This window comes from Pseudoalteromonas sp. TAP-3C (assembly GCF_059888565.1).
Map to the genome: position 1 here is coordinate 2,651,724 of NZ_CM187618.1, position 16,231 is coordinate 2,667,954.

12 protein-coding genes and 1 pseudogene are annotated in these 16,231 nt (G+C 42.4%); 2 read left to right on the top strand and 11 right to left on the bottom strand.

The window, feature by feature from the left end; translation table 11 throughout:
• Positions 1 to 70: 70 nt before the first annotated feature.
• The 4 genes from gcvP to AC6H44_RS12490 form a co-directional block, all read right to left on the bottom strand.
• A complete protein-coding gene (gcvP, locus tag AC6H44_RS12475; RefSeq protein WP_500735859.1) occupies positions 71 to 2,962 on the bottom strand; it encodes an aminomethyl-transferring glycine dehydrogenase in 2,892 nt (963 codons plus the stop codon).
• A gap of 156 nt (positions 2,963 to 3,118) precedes the next feature.
• Positions 3,119 to 3,508 (bottom strand): glycine cleavage system protein GcvH, encoded by a 390-nt coding sequence (gene gcvH / locus AC6H44_RS12480; protein ID WP_500735861.1) that lies wholly within the window; start codon positions 3,506 to 3,508, stop codon positions 3,119 to 3,121.
• Positions 3,509 to 3,586: 78 nt separating this feature from the next.
• On the bottom strand, positions 3,587 to 4,669 hold the full coding sequence (gene gcvT / locus AC6H44_RS12485; RefSeq protein WP_500735862.1) for a glycine cleavage system aminomethyltransferase GcvT: 1,083 nt from the start codon (positions 4,667 to 4,669) through the stop codon (positions 3,587 to 3,589).
• 118 nt (positions 4,670 to 4,787) lie between these two features.
• The gene (locus AC6H44_RS12490) at positions 4,788 to 5,387 is read right to left on the bottom strand and encodes a hypothetical protein (protein WP_500735864.1); all 600 of its coding nucleotides are present in this window, start codon (positions 5,385 to 5,387) and stop codon (positions 4,788 to 4,790) included.
• A 126-nt stretch (positions 5,388 to 5,513) separates the two neighbouring features.
• On the opposite strand from AC6H44_RS12490, the gene AC6H44_RS12495 reads away from it, so the two are divergent.
• Positions 5,514 to 6,359: a LysR family transcriptional regulator gene (locus AC6H44_RS12495; RefSeq protein ID WP_500735866.1), complete on the top strand. Its 846-nt coding sequence runs from the start codon at positions 5,514 to 5,516 to the stop codon at positions 6,357 to 6,359.
• A gap of 199 nt (positions 6,360 to 6,558) precedes the next feature.
• The gene (locus tag AC6H44_RS12500) at positions 6,559 to 8,709 is read left to right on the top strand and encodes a TonB-dependent receptor family protein (RefSeq protein ID WP_500735867.1); all 2,151 of its coding nucleotides are present in this window, start codon (positions 6,559 to 6,561) and stop codon (positions 8,707 to 8,709) included.
• An 82-nt stretch (positions 8,710 to 8,791) separates the two neighbouring features.
• Here AC6H44_RS12500 and rlmB read toward each other — a convergent pair whose 3' ends face one another.
• From rlmB to AC6H44_RS12535, 7 genes and pseudogenes are all read right to left on the bottom strand, one after another.
• Complete coding sequence (rlmB, locus tag AC6H44_RS12505; protein ID WP_500735868.1) at positions 8,792 to 9,535, bottom strand: 23S rRNA (guanosine(2251)-2'-O)-methyltransferase RlmB; 744 nt, start codon at positions 9,533 to 9,535, stop codon at positions 8,792 to 8,794.
• Complete coding sequence (rnr, locus tag AC6H44_RS12510; RefSeq protein WP_500735869.1) at positions 9,532 to 11,955, bottom strand: ribonuclease R; 2,424 nt, start codon at positions 11,953 to 11,955, stop codon at positions 9,532 to 9,534. The genes rlmB and rnr overlap by 4 nt, the downstream gene beginning before the upstream one ends.
• A gap of 172 nt (positions 11,956 to 12,127) precedes the next feature.
• Positions 12,128 to 12,862: an enoyl-CoA hydratase/isomerase family protein gene (locus AC6H44_RS12515; RefSeq protein ID WP_500735870.1), complete on the bottom strand. Its 735-nt coding sequence runs from the start codon at positions 12,860 to 12,862 to the stop codon at positions 12,128 to 12,130.
• A gap of 122 nt (positions 12,863 to 12,984) precedes the next feature.
• Positions 12,985 to 13,248, bottom strand: a pseudogene (locus AC6H44_RS12520) (response regulator); the annotation flags it as partial.
• Positions 13,245 to 13,454: a hypothetical protein gene (locus AC6H44_RS12525; protein WP_500735872.1), complete on the bottom strand. Its 210-nt coding sequence runs from the start codon at positions 13,452 to 13,454 to the stop codon at positions 13,245 to 13,247. The pseudogene AC6H44_RS12520 and the gene AC6H44_RS12525, both read right to left, overlap by 4 nt.
• A gap of 1 nt (position 13,455) precedes the next feature.
• Entirely contained in the window at positions 13,456 to 15,069 is a 1,614-nt protein-coding gene (locus AC6H44_RS12530; RefSeq protein ID WP_500735873.1) for an IS1634 family transposase, read from the bottom strand.
• Between the two features lie 99 nt (positions 15,070 to 15,168).
• Complete coding sequence (locus AC6H44_RS12535) at positions 15,169 to 16,116, bottom strand: sensor histidine kinase (protein WP_500735874.1); 948 nt, start codon at positions 16,114 to 16,116, stop codon at positions 15,169 to 15,171.
• Positions 16,117 to 16,231 lie beyond the last annotated feature (115 nt).

Consider the following 16,231-nt stretch of genomic DNA (forward strand, 5'->3'; position numbering starts at 1 on the left):
TACAACGGCTTTTATAATTTCGATAAACCCCACTCTACAGTGGAACTTACTACCCATTAAAGTTCAAAAATTAATCGCGGTATGTCTCAACCGGAGGACATGCACATACTAAATTACGGTCGCCGTATACGTCATCGATACGCGTAACCGTTGGCCAGAATTTGTTTTTAGCAACCGCGGGCACTGGGAAGGCGGCGTAAAAACGGTCATACGCGCGATCCCATTCATTGCCTAACACATCAGCTTGTGTATGTGGTGCAAATACCAGTGGGTTATTTTCGATAGACCATTCGCCAGAGATCACTTTATCGATTTCACCTTTAATCGACACCATGGCTTCGATAAAGCGATCAATTTCGCCCTTAGACTCAGATTCAGTTGGCTCAATCATTAATGTGCCCGCTACTGGGAACGACATGGTTGGTGAGTGGAAACCGTAATCTTGTAAGCGCTTAGCGACGTCCATTTCAGTAATGCCTGAGGCTTCTTTTAATGGGCGTAGGTCAATAATACATTCGTGAGCAACGCGATTGTTACGGCCACGGTATAAAATTGGGAAGTGCTTGCTTAGCTCATTGCTTAGGTAGTTAGCATTTACAATCGCCATTTCTGTTGCTTGTTTTAAGCCTTCAGAGCCCATCATGGCAATGTAAGCCCATGAAATAGGTAAAATAGCGGCAGAGCCGTAAGGGGCTGCCGATACTGCGCCGTTACCAGCATTAGTACCCGGTACGTTAATTACACTGTGGTTTGGCATAAATGGCGCAAGGTGCGATTTAACACCAATTGGGCCAACACCTGGGCCACCGCCACCGTGTGGAATACAAAACGTTTTGTGTAAGTTTAAGTGCGACACATCTGAGCCAATAAAGCCTGGGCTAGTAACACCTACTTGGGCATTCATGTTGGCGCCATCCATGTAAACTTGGCCACCATACTGGTGAACAATGTCACACAGTTCACGAATCGTTTCTTCGTACACACCGTGAGTAGATGGATAGGTTACCATGGCACATGATAGGTTTTCAGACATCTCAGCAGCTTTTGCTTTTAAGTCTTCCATGTCGATGTTGCCGTGTTTATCACAGTTAACAACCACAATTTTCATGCTGGCCATTTGTGCCGACGCTGGATTAGTACCGTGCGCAGAGCTTGGAATTAAACACACGTTACGGTGTGCGTCCCCTCGTGACTCGTGGTATTTACGAATAGCGATTAGGCCTGCGTATTCACCTTGTGCACCTGAGTTTGGTTGCAGTGAAACCGCGTCGTAACCGGTAATGTTAACTAGCCAATCGTGTAGCTCGTTAATCATTATTTGGTAACCTTCTGCTTGATCCAGCGGGCAGAATGGATGAAGATTAGCAAATTCAGGCCATGTAATGGGGATCATTTCAGCAGTCGCGTTGAGTTTCATGGTGCATGAACCTAACGAGATCATTGAATGATTAAGCGCTAAATCTTTGTTTTCAAGGCGCTTGATGTAGCGAAGCATGTCTGTTTCGCTGTGGTAGCTGTTAAAGTTTGGATGGGTTAGTATTTCATCATCACGCACTAAACTTGCAGGAATAGAGTCACTGCCATTGGCTTCAATATCGCCAGCAATCGCATCTACGCTTAGACCGTGGCCTTCGCCTAAAATAATATCAAATAACTCGGCAACGTCTGCACGGGTTGTGGTTTCTGATACTGAAATTGAATACTCGCCTGCATGGTTAGCAGCAAAGTTAACACCTTTAGCCACAGCACGGGCAATCACGTCGGCTTTGTTTTCATCAACAATAGTTAATGTATCAAACCAGGTCGTGTGCTTAAGTGCAACGCCTTTTGCTTTTAAGCCGGTTGCTAAAATATCAGCAAAACGGTGAATGCGTTGTGCAATGGTTTTTAAGCCTTGCGGGCCATGGTATACCGCGTAAAACGCAGCCATGTTGGCTAGTAATACTTGCGCAGTACAAATGTTTGAATTGGCTTTATCGCGACGAATGTGTTGCTCACGGGTTTGCATTGCCATACGCAGTGCATCGTTACCTAAACGGTCTTTTGATACACCAATAATACGCCCTGGTAATGAACGTTTGTATGCATCTCGTGTTGCGAAAAATGCTGCATGAGGACCACCGTAACCCATTGGCACACCAAAACGTTGAGCAGAGCCAAGTACGACATCTGCGCCTAATTTACCTGGTGCTTTTAATAGTAGTAGGCTCATGATATCGGCTGCCACACAGGCAATCGCTTTTTTGCTTTGTACGCCAGCAATTAGGTCGGTTATATCAACAATTTCGCCTGATGTTGACGGGTATTGAAATAACGCACCAAAAATGTCGTGGTTCACAGCATCGGCCGCTTTACCTACAATAATTTCAAAACCAAATTGCTCTGCACGGGTGCTCACTACGTCAATGGTTTGCGTGTGTACGTCGTCGGCAATAAAGAACGCATTGGCTTTTTTCGCTTTAGAGACACGTTTTGCAAGGCCCATTGCCTCAGCTGCAGCGGTTGATTCGTCAAGTAACGAGGCACTTGCTAAATCTAGGCCGGTAATATCTAGGGTCATAGTCTGGAAATTTAATAGTGACTCTAAACGCCCTTGTGCGATCTCTGGCTGATACGGTGTGTACGCTGTGTACCAACCTGGGTTTTCAAGTACGTTACGTAAAATTACGTGCGGTACATGCGTTGGGTGGTAGCCTTGGCCAATATACGATTTGAAAACTTTGTTTTTGCTGGCTACCGATTTTAAGTAGCTTAGTGTTTCAACTTCGGTGCGGCTTTCGCCGATATTAAGACCTTGCTCAAGACGAATACCAGCAGGTACAGTTTGACCGATCAGCTCTTCAACGCTCGATACTTCAAGAGCGCTAAGCATGTCGTTTACTTGCGCAGGGCTTGGCCCAATATGACGGCGAATAAAAGCTTGCTTTTGCTCTAATTGTTCAAGAGATTTGGCGTTTGACATGTGTCCAGATTCCTATGATCCAAAATATTACCAATGGGTAACTAGTAATAATAAAAAATAATTATGATTTAACAACTTACCTTGTATGGAAAAATAAGCGCTTTAATCATAAAAGCCCCAATGTTTTAAATAGAGAGGCTTTTAACTAATTAACGATTACTCTTCGTCAATAGTGTGTGCGTAGCCTTCTGCGTCGAGCAAGTTATCAACTTCAGATTCGTCAGATGCTTTAATGCGGAATAACCAACCATCGCCGTAAGCGTCGTTGTTTACTGTTTCTGGCGCATCTTCTAGCTCTTCGTTAATAGCAACAATTTCACCGCTAATTGGTGCGTAAATGTCTGACGCCGCTTTTACTGACTCTGCTACCGCACAGTCTTCGCCTGCATCAACTACGTCGCCAACTTCTGGTAATTCAACAAATACCATATCGCCAAGCAGCTCTTGCGCATGCTCAGAAATACCAACAGTGTAAACGCCGTCGCCGTCGTTACGAACCCACTCGTGTGAAGGTGCGTATTTTAACTCACTAGGGATATTGCTCATTGTGTTTCATCCTTTGGTTTAGATTGGGAGCATACCAACTTAGCGCTATTCGCTTGTTTGTTGGTATAACCAAATTATTTAAATTATTGATTTACCGTTACGTACAAAGCCCGATTTAACTACTTTTACGTTAACTAATTTTTTACGCATTTCTACTTGGGCTGTGTCGCCAGTTGAACGTGGTACACGTGCCAATGCAACACTATAGCCCAATGTTGGTGAAAAAGTGCCTGATGTAATAACACCTTCGCCACCATCAACAATTACTTTAGAACCACTGCGTAATACGCCTTTTTCTTCAAGAATAAGACCTACTTGCTTGTGAGTACTTTTTTCTGCACGTTGTTTTACCAAAACATCACGACCAATAAAGTCACGCTCTTCTGGTTCCCATGCAATCGTCCATGCCATGTTAGCTGCCAGTGGTGATACGCTTTCGTCCATATCTAGGCCGTAAAGGTTCATACCTGCTTCTAAACGCAGTGTATCGCGTGCGCCTAAGCCCGCAGGCGCTACACCGGCATCAAGCAGTTGCTGCCATAAATCGGCGGCTTGCTCGTTTGGTACTACAATTTCGTAACCGTCTTCGCCAGTATAACCTGTTGTAGCAATAAATAAATCACCCGCTTGAACACCAAAAAATGGCTTCATGCCTTCAACCGCAGCTTGCTGGTCTGCGTTTAAAACCTTGGCCGTTTTAGCGCGAGCATTAGGGCCTTGAACGGCGATCATCGCGTATTCAGGGCGTTCAGTAACGGTTACTGCAAAATCGCTCGATACCTTAGCTAAATGTGCTAGATCTTTTTCACGGGTCGCAGAGTTAACCACTAAGCGATAAAATGTTTCGCTAAAGTAGTAAATAATTAAGTCGTCGATTACGCCACCTTGCTCGTTAAGCATGCCGGTGTAAAGTGCTTTACCGGGTAGCGTTAATTTAGCAACATCATTAGCCACTAGCTTGCGTAAAAATGCTTGTGCTTGCTCACCTTGTATGTCAACAATCGTCATATGCGATACGTCGAACATACCTGCATCGTTTCGTACGGCGTTGTGTTCTTCTATTTGTGAACCGTAGTTAATTGGCATTTCCCAGCCATGAAAATCAACCATTTTTGCGCCGGCTTCAAGGTGCTTTGCATGTAATACTGTTTTAGAAGTCATAATATTCCTTCACTTTTAAATTAACCCATGTGTGTGGGCGTGGCCTCAATTAAATGAGGGGGAATAACATGGTAGCCATTAATACGCCTACCAAATTGTAATTTTTAACTTTTACCCGTTAGGCTGCTTGGGTGTTGGTAACACTAAAGCCTTGTTGCTGCATATATTGTTGCCACTTATCAAGGGTGGGTGTTTTAGCAATAACAATAAACCGCTGCTCATTGTTGTTATTAACCGCAGTAACAAACACATCACCACTTTGCGCGCCATAGCAAAGCTGCGCATCAGCAAGGCGTAACCCAGGGGTTAATTTAAACGCATCTACTAAGGTATCAAACGCGTTGCTACCAATTAAAGTAAAGGTCGCTAAATCGGTGCGTATCACAAAGTCGATATCGTATCTGAGCTGCTGCTCGTTAATGAGCGCTTGTAATTGCAGGCTGGCATTAACTGGCAGTACAAATCGAAAGGCGGTTTCGCTAAAGTAGTAAATACTGTAGCTAAAATCAGAATTTAAATAGCCATCCAGCGTGCCTTTAAAACCAAAACCACTGGCGGTAAGCTTGGTGAGGTCATGACCTAAAACAGCACTTAAAAATACCGATGCTTCACTGCCGCTAAAATCAATAACAACGTGGCTGTTATTAGCTTGTAAGGCATTAATAACCGCGCTGTTAGCGTTGCTATGGCGGGCAAACATAATCGGGTTAAAAGTCATAACAAATACCTATCTATCTTTAATGGCAAAAGTATATTGCGCAAGGCTTACAACAACAAATTGTAATTACTTATCAATTGATAAATAATACTTATCTATATAGCCATATAAATAGTAATTTTAAATATGAAAAACATTTCAACCGACAGTTTACGTACTTTTGTTATGGTGGTTGAGGTCGGTGGATTTGCCAAAGCAGGCGATTTACTTGGCCTTTCGCAACCGGCGGTGAGCTTACAAGTAAAACGTTTAGAAGACTTACTCGGCTATAAATTATTTAAAAAACAGGGGCAGCGCCAAGTACTTAATCAATATGGCGAGTTGTTAATGCCTATGGCAAAGCAAATGGTGCAACACAACGATGCTATTTTGCAGTTGTTCACCTCAGAGAGCGTGACTGGTAAAGTGCGGCTGGGGATCCCCAGCGAATTTGCCGCGCGTATTTTACCTTCCATTATTGGCGATTTTGTGGCGCTATACCCTGATGTATCGTTAGAGGTGAAGTCACGCTTGAGTAAGCATTTACTTTCAGATGAGCGCCAAAATCAATTTGATTTAGTACTGGCGCTTAACGAGCAGCTTGACTCAGAGAAATTCCCTATTTTTATTCAAGACCAATTAGTATGGGTTGGCGACCTTTCATTGGCACAAAATGCAACCGTTACTTTAGTAACCGCCCCTGAGGGCTGTATTTACCGCCGCCGTGCCACTGAGGCGTTAGAAAAAGCCGGTATAAAGTATCGTATTGTATATAGTAATGCCGATTTAACCGGCTTAATTGCCGCATTAAAAGAAGGCTTGGGCATTACAGTGCTAGCAAAAAGTACCGTACCGAATGATTTAGCCTATCAATTACATACTAAACATTTACCTGCACTTGGTAGCATTGGTATTAGTTTAGTAAAAACTGCCAACGAGCCTGAAAACGCCGTATTTAAACTCGCCGAATTTATTAAACTAAGATTAGGCTAATCGACCCCCCTTAAAAGAGGTTAACCTACACCAGCAAACACATAATCCATTTTAATAAATACTTAGTTAAAAAAGTTATAAAAAGCGCACACTTTAACAGCAAGTGTAAACACAATCAAACCTTAATAACATTGATTATCATTCGTTAACATGTTTAAATTGCGTTAATTTCAATATTTAAACAACTTCAGGGTAACATATGTCACATAAATTTTTAGTTTCTTCGTTAACCGCTGCTATTACACTATCTTTAAGTAGCACAGCGATAGCAAAAGATGCCGGCAGCGTTGAGCGCAATTTTGAACAAATTACCGTTATTGGCTCGCAAGCAGCCATTAACGACATTCCGGGATCGGCTACGTTTATCTCCGATGCAGAATTGCAAAAATTCGAATTTACCGATATCTCTCGCGTTTTAGCCTCTGTACCTGGTGTATATGTTCAAGAGGAAGACGGTTACGGCTTGCGCCCTAACATTGGTATGCGTGGAACCGGTACGGGCCGTAACGATAAAATTTCGGTAATGGAAGATGGTGTACTTATCGCGCCAGCCCCTTATGCTGCACCCGCAGCTTATTATTTCCCAACGACAGGCCGTTTAGAATCAATCGAAGTACTCAAAGGTGCTACATCGGCTAAATATGGCCCTCGTACAACAGGTGGCGTATTAAATTTAGTGTCGCGTAGTCTTCCAACTGAAGGGTCTAAGGGGCTATTAAATGCAGAGCTTGGCAGTGATGGATTTTATAAAGGCCATGCTTACTTTGGGAAAGAAAAAAACAATGCAGCAGGTTTAATTGAAGTATTTAGTTATGGCGCGGATGGCTTTAAAGAACTTCCCGTTGGCAGCGATAACACTGGCTTTGAAAAGAACGATGTATTGCTTAAATTTGGCTATAAATTTGGTAAAAACGAAGCGCATAACTTAGAGATGAAGGTGAAATACTCAGATGAACGTTCTGATGAAACCTACATGGGCTTAACCGATGCAGACTATCAAGCAAGTCCATACCGCCGTTATGCAGCGTCGCAAAACGATGAGATGAACACTCGCCACAACGGTTATCAACTTAACTATTCTTATCGCTTTGACGAAGGCTATGAATTATTTGCCACTGCATATTTAAATGATTTTTATCGTAACTGGTATAAAGCCAGTAAAGTAGGGTTAGGCAATTTACAACAGTACAGTGACTTTGAAGCTAATCCAACAGCCGAAGGACTTGATGGTATTGCTATTAAAGCAAACAACCGTAATTACCAAGCTAAAGGCATTCAATCTGAACTGCATATCCCTGCGGGCAACCACTACATAACTGTTGGTGTGCGTTATCACGAAGATGAAATGGATCGTTTCCAATGGCAAGACAAGTACAGCCTAAACCAAGATCTTTCAATGACACTCACTGAAAAAGGTATTCCAGGTTCAGACAGTAACCGCTTTGACAGTGCGCAAGCAACCACGTTATTTATTCAAGATCAGTGGTCACTAGATGCATTAATGATCAACGCAGGGCTTCGCTATGAAGACATTACCATTAAACGTGAAGAATGGGCCAAAACAGATCCAACGCGCAGCCAAGGCTTAACAAAAAACATCAGTAATGACACTGAAATTTTAGTGCCTTCTTTAGGTGCTACATACACAGTTAATGACAAGCTAACGCTTCTTGCCGGCATTCAACAAGGCTATGCACCTGCAGCACCGGGTAATGCTGAACAACAAGAAGAAGAAAGTGTAAACATTGAACTAGGTGCTCGTTACGATTATGCAGGCTTTAACGGTGAGGTTATTTACTTTAACTCTGACTACGACAACATGCACGGTAACTGTACTGCATCAATTGGTTGTAATGATGACAATATTGGCGACCAATATAACTACGGCGAAGTATCCGTATCAGGCTTTGAAGCAAGTGCAGGCAAGGTATTTACTAGCAATACCGCTTCATTCCCAGTACGTTTGACTTACACTTACACAGACTCTGAATTTGAAAACGATTTCGAAAACAAACTTTGGGGATCTGTGAAAAAAGGCGATGCGATGCCATATGTGCCAGAAAATCAACTGGCCCTATCATTTGGCGCCGAGCTTGAAAGCTTCATGTTTGATACGCAAATGCGTTACGTTTCAGATGCGCATGCTGATCTAAGTGATTCTGGCTTAAATGCTATTGATAGCCGCGTTGTATGGGACTTAGCAGCTAAGTACCTTATTGATGCAAATCAAAAAGTATACCTAAGCGTAGATAACCTGTTTGATAAAACCTACATTGGTAATCGCTCTAACGGGGGTATTCAACCAGGTAAACCACGCACTATTAAAATGGGTTATAGCTACTCATTCTAAAGGCTAAATAGCCTTTATAGCGACAAAAAAGCCGAGATTGACTATCAATCTCGGCTTTTTTAATGCTTAACTTAAATTAAAATTAATTAGTTTCAGCACGCTGACGTAACACTTCAAATAAGCAAATACCAGTTGCCACCGATACGTTTAAGCTTGATACAGTGCCTGCCATCGGAATTTTTACTAACACATCACAGTGCTCACGGGTTAAACGGCGCATACCTTCGCCCTCTGCGCCCACAACAATAGCCATTGGGCCTGTTAAGCTGGCATCAAATACGTGGGTGTCAGTTTCACCGGCAGTACCAACAACCCATACACCGGCGTCTTTTATCTCACGTAATGTGCGTGCAAGATTTGTCACCTGAATAAGCGGTACCGTTTCAGCTGCACCACACGCTACTTTTCGTGCTGTGCCATTGAGCTTTGCTGATTTATCTTTAGGAACAATCACTGCATGCACCCCTGCTGCATCGGCGCTACGCAAACATGCCCCTAAATTATGCGGATCGGTAATGCCATCAAGCACCAGTAAAAATGGCGTGTCTTCACGTTCAATTATTTCATCAAGGTCTTTTTCGTTAAATACGCGAGCCGCTTTTACATTGGCAATGATCCCTTGATGTTGCTCGTCTTTTGCTTTGTTATCAAGCGCTTTTCGCTGCATAAACTGAACTGAAATACCAAATTGACGTGCTTGCTCAATAACCGGGGTTAATCGCTTATCATCACGCCCTTTAAGCGCGTAAATTTCTATAAAACGCTCGGGTTCGCTTGCTAAAATTGCTTCAACAGAATGAAAGCCAAAAATTAGTTCATTACTCACGAATTATCTGCTCCCGAATTATTACTTTTACGAGCATTTTTACCACCTCTTTTAGGTTTATTGACCGCTTTTTTTTTGGTTTTTTTCTTCACAATCGTGTTATCTGCAGCCACTTTTGATTTACCCGCAGGTTTTTTATTTTCACTTGTTGACTTTTTAGCAGGTATTTTACCGGCTTTAAGTTGTGAGCGAACACTTGCTGGGGCACTTTTTTTAGGCGTACGACGACGTGCATAACGATCTTGAGCGACATCACCTTTGAGCGTTAGGTTAATACGGCGATCATCTAAGCTCACTGAGGCAACTTGCACGGTTAACTTATCACCTAAGCGATAAACGCTGTGCGTGTGCTCGCCAATTAAACAGTGTTTAGCACCATCATATTGGAAGTATTCATCACCTAAATTAGTAACATGGATCAGTCCATCAATTTGTAAGTCATCTAAGCGAATAAACAAACCAAAATTAGTAACCGATGAAACAACCCCATTAAACTCCATGCCAACATGATCTTGCATGTACTCACATTTTAACCAGTCAGCAACTTCACGAGTGGCATCATCTGCGCGGCGCTCAGTAGTAGAGCATTGCTCACCTAGTTTACCCACTTCATCATCACTGTAGGCATATGCGCCTGATGTTTGTTGCCCTTGTGCTTTTAATATGGCTTTGATTGCACGGTGAACCACTAAATCAGGGTAGCGTCGAATTGGCGATGTAAAGTGCGCATAAGCCGACAAGGCTAAACCAAAGTGACCAATGTTATCAGGCTGATAAACCGCTTGCTTCATTGAACGAAGTAGCATGGTTTGAATCAATTCAGCCTCAGGGCGCTCGCCTAAACGTGCTAGTACTTGAGTAATTTCTTTAGGGGTTGGTTCATCGCTTAAAGTGCTTTCAATCCCAAGTTCAGTTAAAAACTGAGTAAAGTTACCCAGTTTTTCACTATCAGGTTCATCATGCACCCTGTAAAGCACGCTCGCTTCGTGTTTTTCGAGTAACTTCGCCGCTGAGACGTTGGCTAAAATCATACATTCTTCAATTAGCTTGTGTGCGTCGTTTCGAACAACCGGTACAATAGACTCTATTTTGCGCTGCGCATTAAACACAAAACGGGTCTCAAGTGTTTCAAACTCAATAGCGCCACGCTCTTGACGAGCTGCTTTAAGTGCCATATACATTTGCTGTAAGTTAGTTAAATGAGGCACGACCGCTGCGTATTCTTTTCGTAGTTTTTCGTCATTTTTTAATATGGCGTTAACTTTTGTATAAGTTAAACGGGCATGCGAGTTCATTATCGCTTCGTAAAACTTATAACCTGAGAGCTTACCTTGTTGCGATATGGTCATCTCGGCAACCATACATAAACGGTCGACCTTTGGATTAAGCGAACATAAACCGTTTGATAATACTTTAGGCAACATAGGAATGACTTGCTCAGGGAAGTACACTGAATTACCACGCTCTATGGCTTCTTTATTGAGCGGTGTGTTCATACCGACATAATGCGATACATCGGCAATAGCAACCCATAAACGCCACCCACCTGAGGGCTTAGGCTCACAATAAACGGCATCATCAAAATCGCGGGCATCTTCACCATCTATAGTGACAAGCGGTAAATCACGTAAGTCTATCCGTCCTTGTTTATCGGCCTCTTCAACAAACTCGTCAAAATGAGCGACTTGTTGTTCAACTTCTTCTGGCCACACATGCGGAATATCATGGTTGCGCAGCGCCACTTCAATTTCCATACCTGGGGCTAAATGCTCACCCAGTACGTCAATTACTTTACCTACCGCGTTCATATTACGGCTTGGGTTTTGGGTTATTTGCACTTGCACCATTTGGTTATGGCGTGCCCCTTTTTCGTTACCCGGTAAAATAATAATATCTTGGGTAATACGTGGGTCTTCAGCCACAACAACCGCAATACCATGTTCAACAAAATAACGCCCTACAATGGGCGCGCGCTCATTAGTAAGCACTTTTATTATACGCGCATCGCATTTTGAGCCCGAGCCACGTTTAGTGCCTTTAGCAAGCACTATGTCGCCATGTAACACCATGTTCATTTGGTGCTTGGCAATAAACCAATCTTTACTCTCGCCTTCAACTTCTAAAAAGCCAAAACCGTCTCTGTGGCCTATTACTTTACCTTTGATTAAACCGGCTTCGTCAATTAGGGCGTAACATTTAAATTTATTAAAATACAACTGACCGTCACGCTCCATGGCACGCAGTCGGCGCTTAAATGCTATTTGCCGTTCTTCATCATCCACCGTTAATTCTTCGCATAGTTGTGCGTAATTAGCCGGTTTTGAACGCTCTTGAAGGTGAGTAAGTATAAACTCACGGCTAGGGACTGGGTTTTCGTACTTTTCTTGTTCTCGACTGAGATTTGGATCTTGGTTTGACATTCACTATCTTGTTAGTTGGTTATGTAAATATTTTAACTCATATACTCGTAATGAGACAGGTAAAAGCCATTAAACTTTTAAAAAAACGTTATGAGTTTTCGAATTTTGTAAAAATATAACTAAATGTCACTTAACTTGCACTTAATTAATGCTCTTTTAAGTGTGGGTAAACTTAATTCTGTTGTAATTTTTTCCACAGCAACGAACTTATGCTTTCAATGAATTTAGAGTCTTGTACAGCCATTGCATCGAGTATTGACTTATTCATTTGGGTTTTATTTTGAGCGTATATCCAGCGGTTTTTATCAAAACCTTGTGCAAACTCTAATACACCCGCCTGCAAGGTTTGCTCATCAGCAAAAGTGGCTTCTACCACGTTATGTTCTAATAATTTTTGTGCATTAACATGCTCACCCGTCATTGCTAAACGGTTAAAAAATTGCTGAGCTATGGCTTTGTTAATAATAGCAAACATAGAGGGAACAAACGGCACCAGTACATCCACTTCAGGAAAGCAAAAAAAGCCTTTGTCTGATTTCATAAATCGAAAGTCACACGCACAAGCAAGCACCGAACCATTACCATAAGTGTGACCGTTTAGCGCAGCAATAATGGGCATAGGAAACGTCACAATTCGTTTAAACAAGGCACCTATCGAGTTCATAAAATCGGCAATAACCGCAGGCGTGTTATCTGGGTTTGCCATCCACTGTAAATCTATCCCCAGCGACCAGCTTTTATCACTGCTTGAAGTTAATACGACCGCTTTAATCTCCTCGTTAGCCTCTATGGTATCTAAATGCTGATTAAACTCGTTTATAAAGGTTGGATTGTGGCGGTTTTCAGCGGTATTCATGGTAAGAGTTGCCACACTTTGCTGCATGGTAATTTCTATTAATGTTGTCATTAGGGCCTCTTTTGGTGCTTTTAGCTGCGACTTTAGCACTTTTTGTTACTTTTATAATTATTAGTCAAATAGTAATACGTTGTATGAAATTTATAAAGCGTCTATTTTTTGTAACCATTAAAGAAGCTATTTATAACCACCATTTTTATTGCAGGATGCTTAGCGGCTATTTGTTCGCTCAGCTCAATACCATTCATGCTTGGCATCTCTATGTCTGTTAAAACAATATCTGGATGTAAGTCTTTACTAAGCGCGTTGATTTCATTTAACGCATCTTGGCCATTGCTTGCTTGACCAATTACCTCAATATTAAAGTCAAGGCTTAATAAAGCAGCAACTGCGTCACGAACCAGCGCTTGGTCTTCAACTAAATATACTTTGATCATTTTAAATCCTCAGCACTCAGTGGCAGCACAACATTTAAAGTAAATGTATCGCCACAGGTAAATGTTGCACTGCCGTTTAATCGCTCTGCTCGTTCTTTAATGCCGTTTAAACCATTACCTGCTTTTAATGTGGTGCATGGCGCGTTATCAATAACGCTAATGAGTAATTGTCGTTCTGTTTGTTCTATCCGATCTTCCGCACCCATTTTAAGAATAAATCCGCTGATATTTTTCACCCAAGCAATCAACAATGGTTTGATTGCGCGGTTGCATATTCGCCACTATGGGTGGTTTATCTGGTATGTACATGATGATGATATGCTCGAAGCACTGGAACACCCAGCGTGCCGTGGGGCGTTGGCCCGGCTTGTATTTCATCGTGGGGAAGTAGCAGTCTTTCTCCACCAAGGTTTTACGGATTTGGTGCTCCAGCCCTGCATACACCATTAAGCAGCAGGTCATCACCATGAGTAAGGCTTCAATGCGTTCAGGCTTTTTAAGGTAAATGGCGCTGGTTAAGAAGTCGGGACTTTTTAAAAAGCGAAAGCCTTTTTCCACGTTTTGCTGCGCTTTGTAACTGCTCAACAAGCTGGCCATATCAAGATGGTCGCTAACATCATTGGTGGCAATAATAAATAACCCCAGTTGTTGTAAAGCGGCTTTTCTGGATGCCAGTGGTGTGCATAATGCACCCGTAATCTGGTATTCGATACGCTCAGGTAACTGCCCTGCTTTAGGGCGTCCTGCTCCCTTAAAAATGGCTACTTCAACAACATTTGCATCCACATCACATACCGCTTGTTTACCTCGCCATTTTATAAGGGCGCTTTGTGCGTCATTTTGGCAAGCGAAGCGTTGTTGGCACAGTTTTTTAAAGCTTTTGCGGGCAACTTCTCCGGCTTTTAGCATACGCTTGTTCAGGTTATGCTGCTCTCGCTTATACGCCTGCTCACTGCGAATGAGTAGCCATTTTTGTTTCACCCCCCCGTATTCACTGTCATAACTCACGCCTTCATAGCCTGGTGAGATAGGGGTGAAATTCAAGTTAGGCGCTTGCTTAACAAGGGTTTTAGCTTCTTTGAGGGTTTGCGGTACCCGCGTAATGAACAGTTGGCCTTGAGTATGTAAATCTACAATCGTTTCTTGCACATACAAGGCGGCATCGGCCACCAAATAGCGGCTGGCTTGCGCGGCTTTTAAACTGCCAATATGCGCCTTTACAATCTGTTTAAAGCCTTCCATGTCATTACTGTTGCCACTGGCAGGCTTCATATAAACCGGTATGCCGGATTGGTTCTCACAGATAAGATTGAGTATCACTTGGTTGAGCTCAGGGCGATGGTCGCGCGAATAACCTTTGGCGATACGGATAGGTTTTGGTTCGTCATCATCAGGCTCGCTTGTCGCTTTGCCATCGTAATGAAAGCTTGTTGAATCAAGGTGTAAAGCTTCGGTTTGTAACCCTAATTTCTCTACCACCGCCTCACCCAATTGCTGATACAGCTTCGATACGCCGTATTCATATAAGGTGTCTAAACAGCGACCAAGCGCATCGTCGTTGATGTGCTCGGACTTTACGCCTTCACCAATTAATCTATCAAGCGGCTTGCCTTGAAAATACTCGCTGTACATATGCAGTGTGCGGCCAGTGAAACCTAGGCCGTTTAGCACCATAGCCAACACTAATTGACCACAACTGATGTTGCGCTCAGGCGCCACGCCACCGAGTGCGTTATCAATAATATCGACAAAACCTAGATCGTGACAAAATCCAGCAACTAAGCCGTGGTGTTCGAGTTTTTGGGCATAAGGGATAGACATAAATACGCGCTCTCAAAAGAGAGTAATAGATCAAATATAGGGATCGCCGTCAAGTATTTTTTAACAACAACAGTCTAACCGCTCAATTAATGAGCAGGTTTAATTCAAAATAGGGGTGCGGAATGACAGTTCTATATTAATAGCGCCATTTTTTGTGCTGCTATGGCGTAATAAGTTAGTGACCGACTCTTTAATAATAAGGCCAGCAATGCCCTCTACCTTAGCTGGTAAAGTCGCTAAATTCACCTTAAACTCTACATTAAAATCTTGCTCTACTAATCGTTGTTTTAACTGTGCTATTTGACTAGCAAGATCGAGTTGTTTTAAGTCGCTCACCGCATTTCTTACGTCACTGAGTAACTGCCTTGCAAGATCAGCAACGTGTGATATTTCACTGTTCGCCTGCTCATACCTCTTTCCTTGGTTTAGCTTATTTGCAAGCTCGGCTTTTAAAGCGATAGAAGACAATGAATGGCCTAAAATATCGTGTAAATCTCGGGCTATGCGCTCACGCTCGGCAATAGCCGCTAATTGCTCTAACTGGTTTGCACTTTCTTGCTCGCGAGTTTTATGTAGATGCTCTCTTTTTGCCGCTATACCATAACTAAATAGGGCCGCACATAAAATTAAAGCCACCGCTAAAAAGTACTCAAGCTTTCCCATACCGCTTAAATAAGAACTTACAAAAAGCGCAACGATGATGGCTAAGGCGGCGTAAAACCGCTGCTTTTGGTTATAACAATACCCTGCTATATAGGCGACAAAACCATATAAAGTAGGTGTACCAGAGGTGAAAAATGTGGCGCTAAAACAAATTGCGAGCAGCGCTAAAAATAAGGGGGTTATTTTTGTGTTATCGCAGTTAATTGCTTTTACATACAAAATAATAAAAGCAATATAAAAAGCTAAACACATCGTCATTTGGCTTGTTGTAAATTGGTCAAAATTAATAATTAATGGCAATAAATAAAAGCCTGTAAAAATTAAGTGGCCGTACTTCCAAAAAGTTTTATCTGTTTGTTGAGAAAAGCGACTTTGCGCACTCATGCTAATACCTCATGTGTATTATTTTTATTTATAGCACTATTTTTATTAATAAATATAGATAACATAAAAACGCTCAGCAGCATAAAGCAATCAACAAAAGTAATAGTAAAATTGA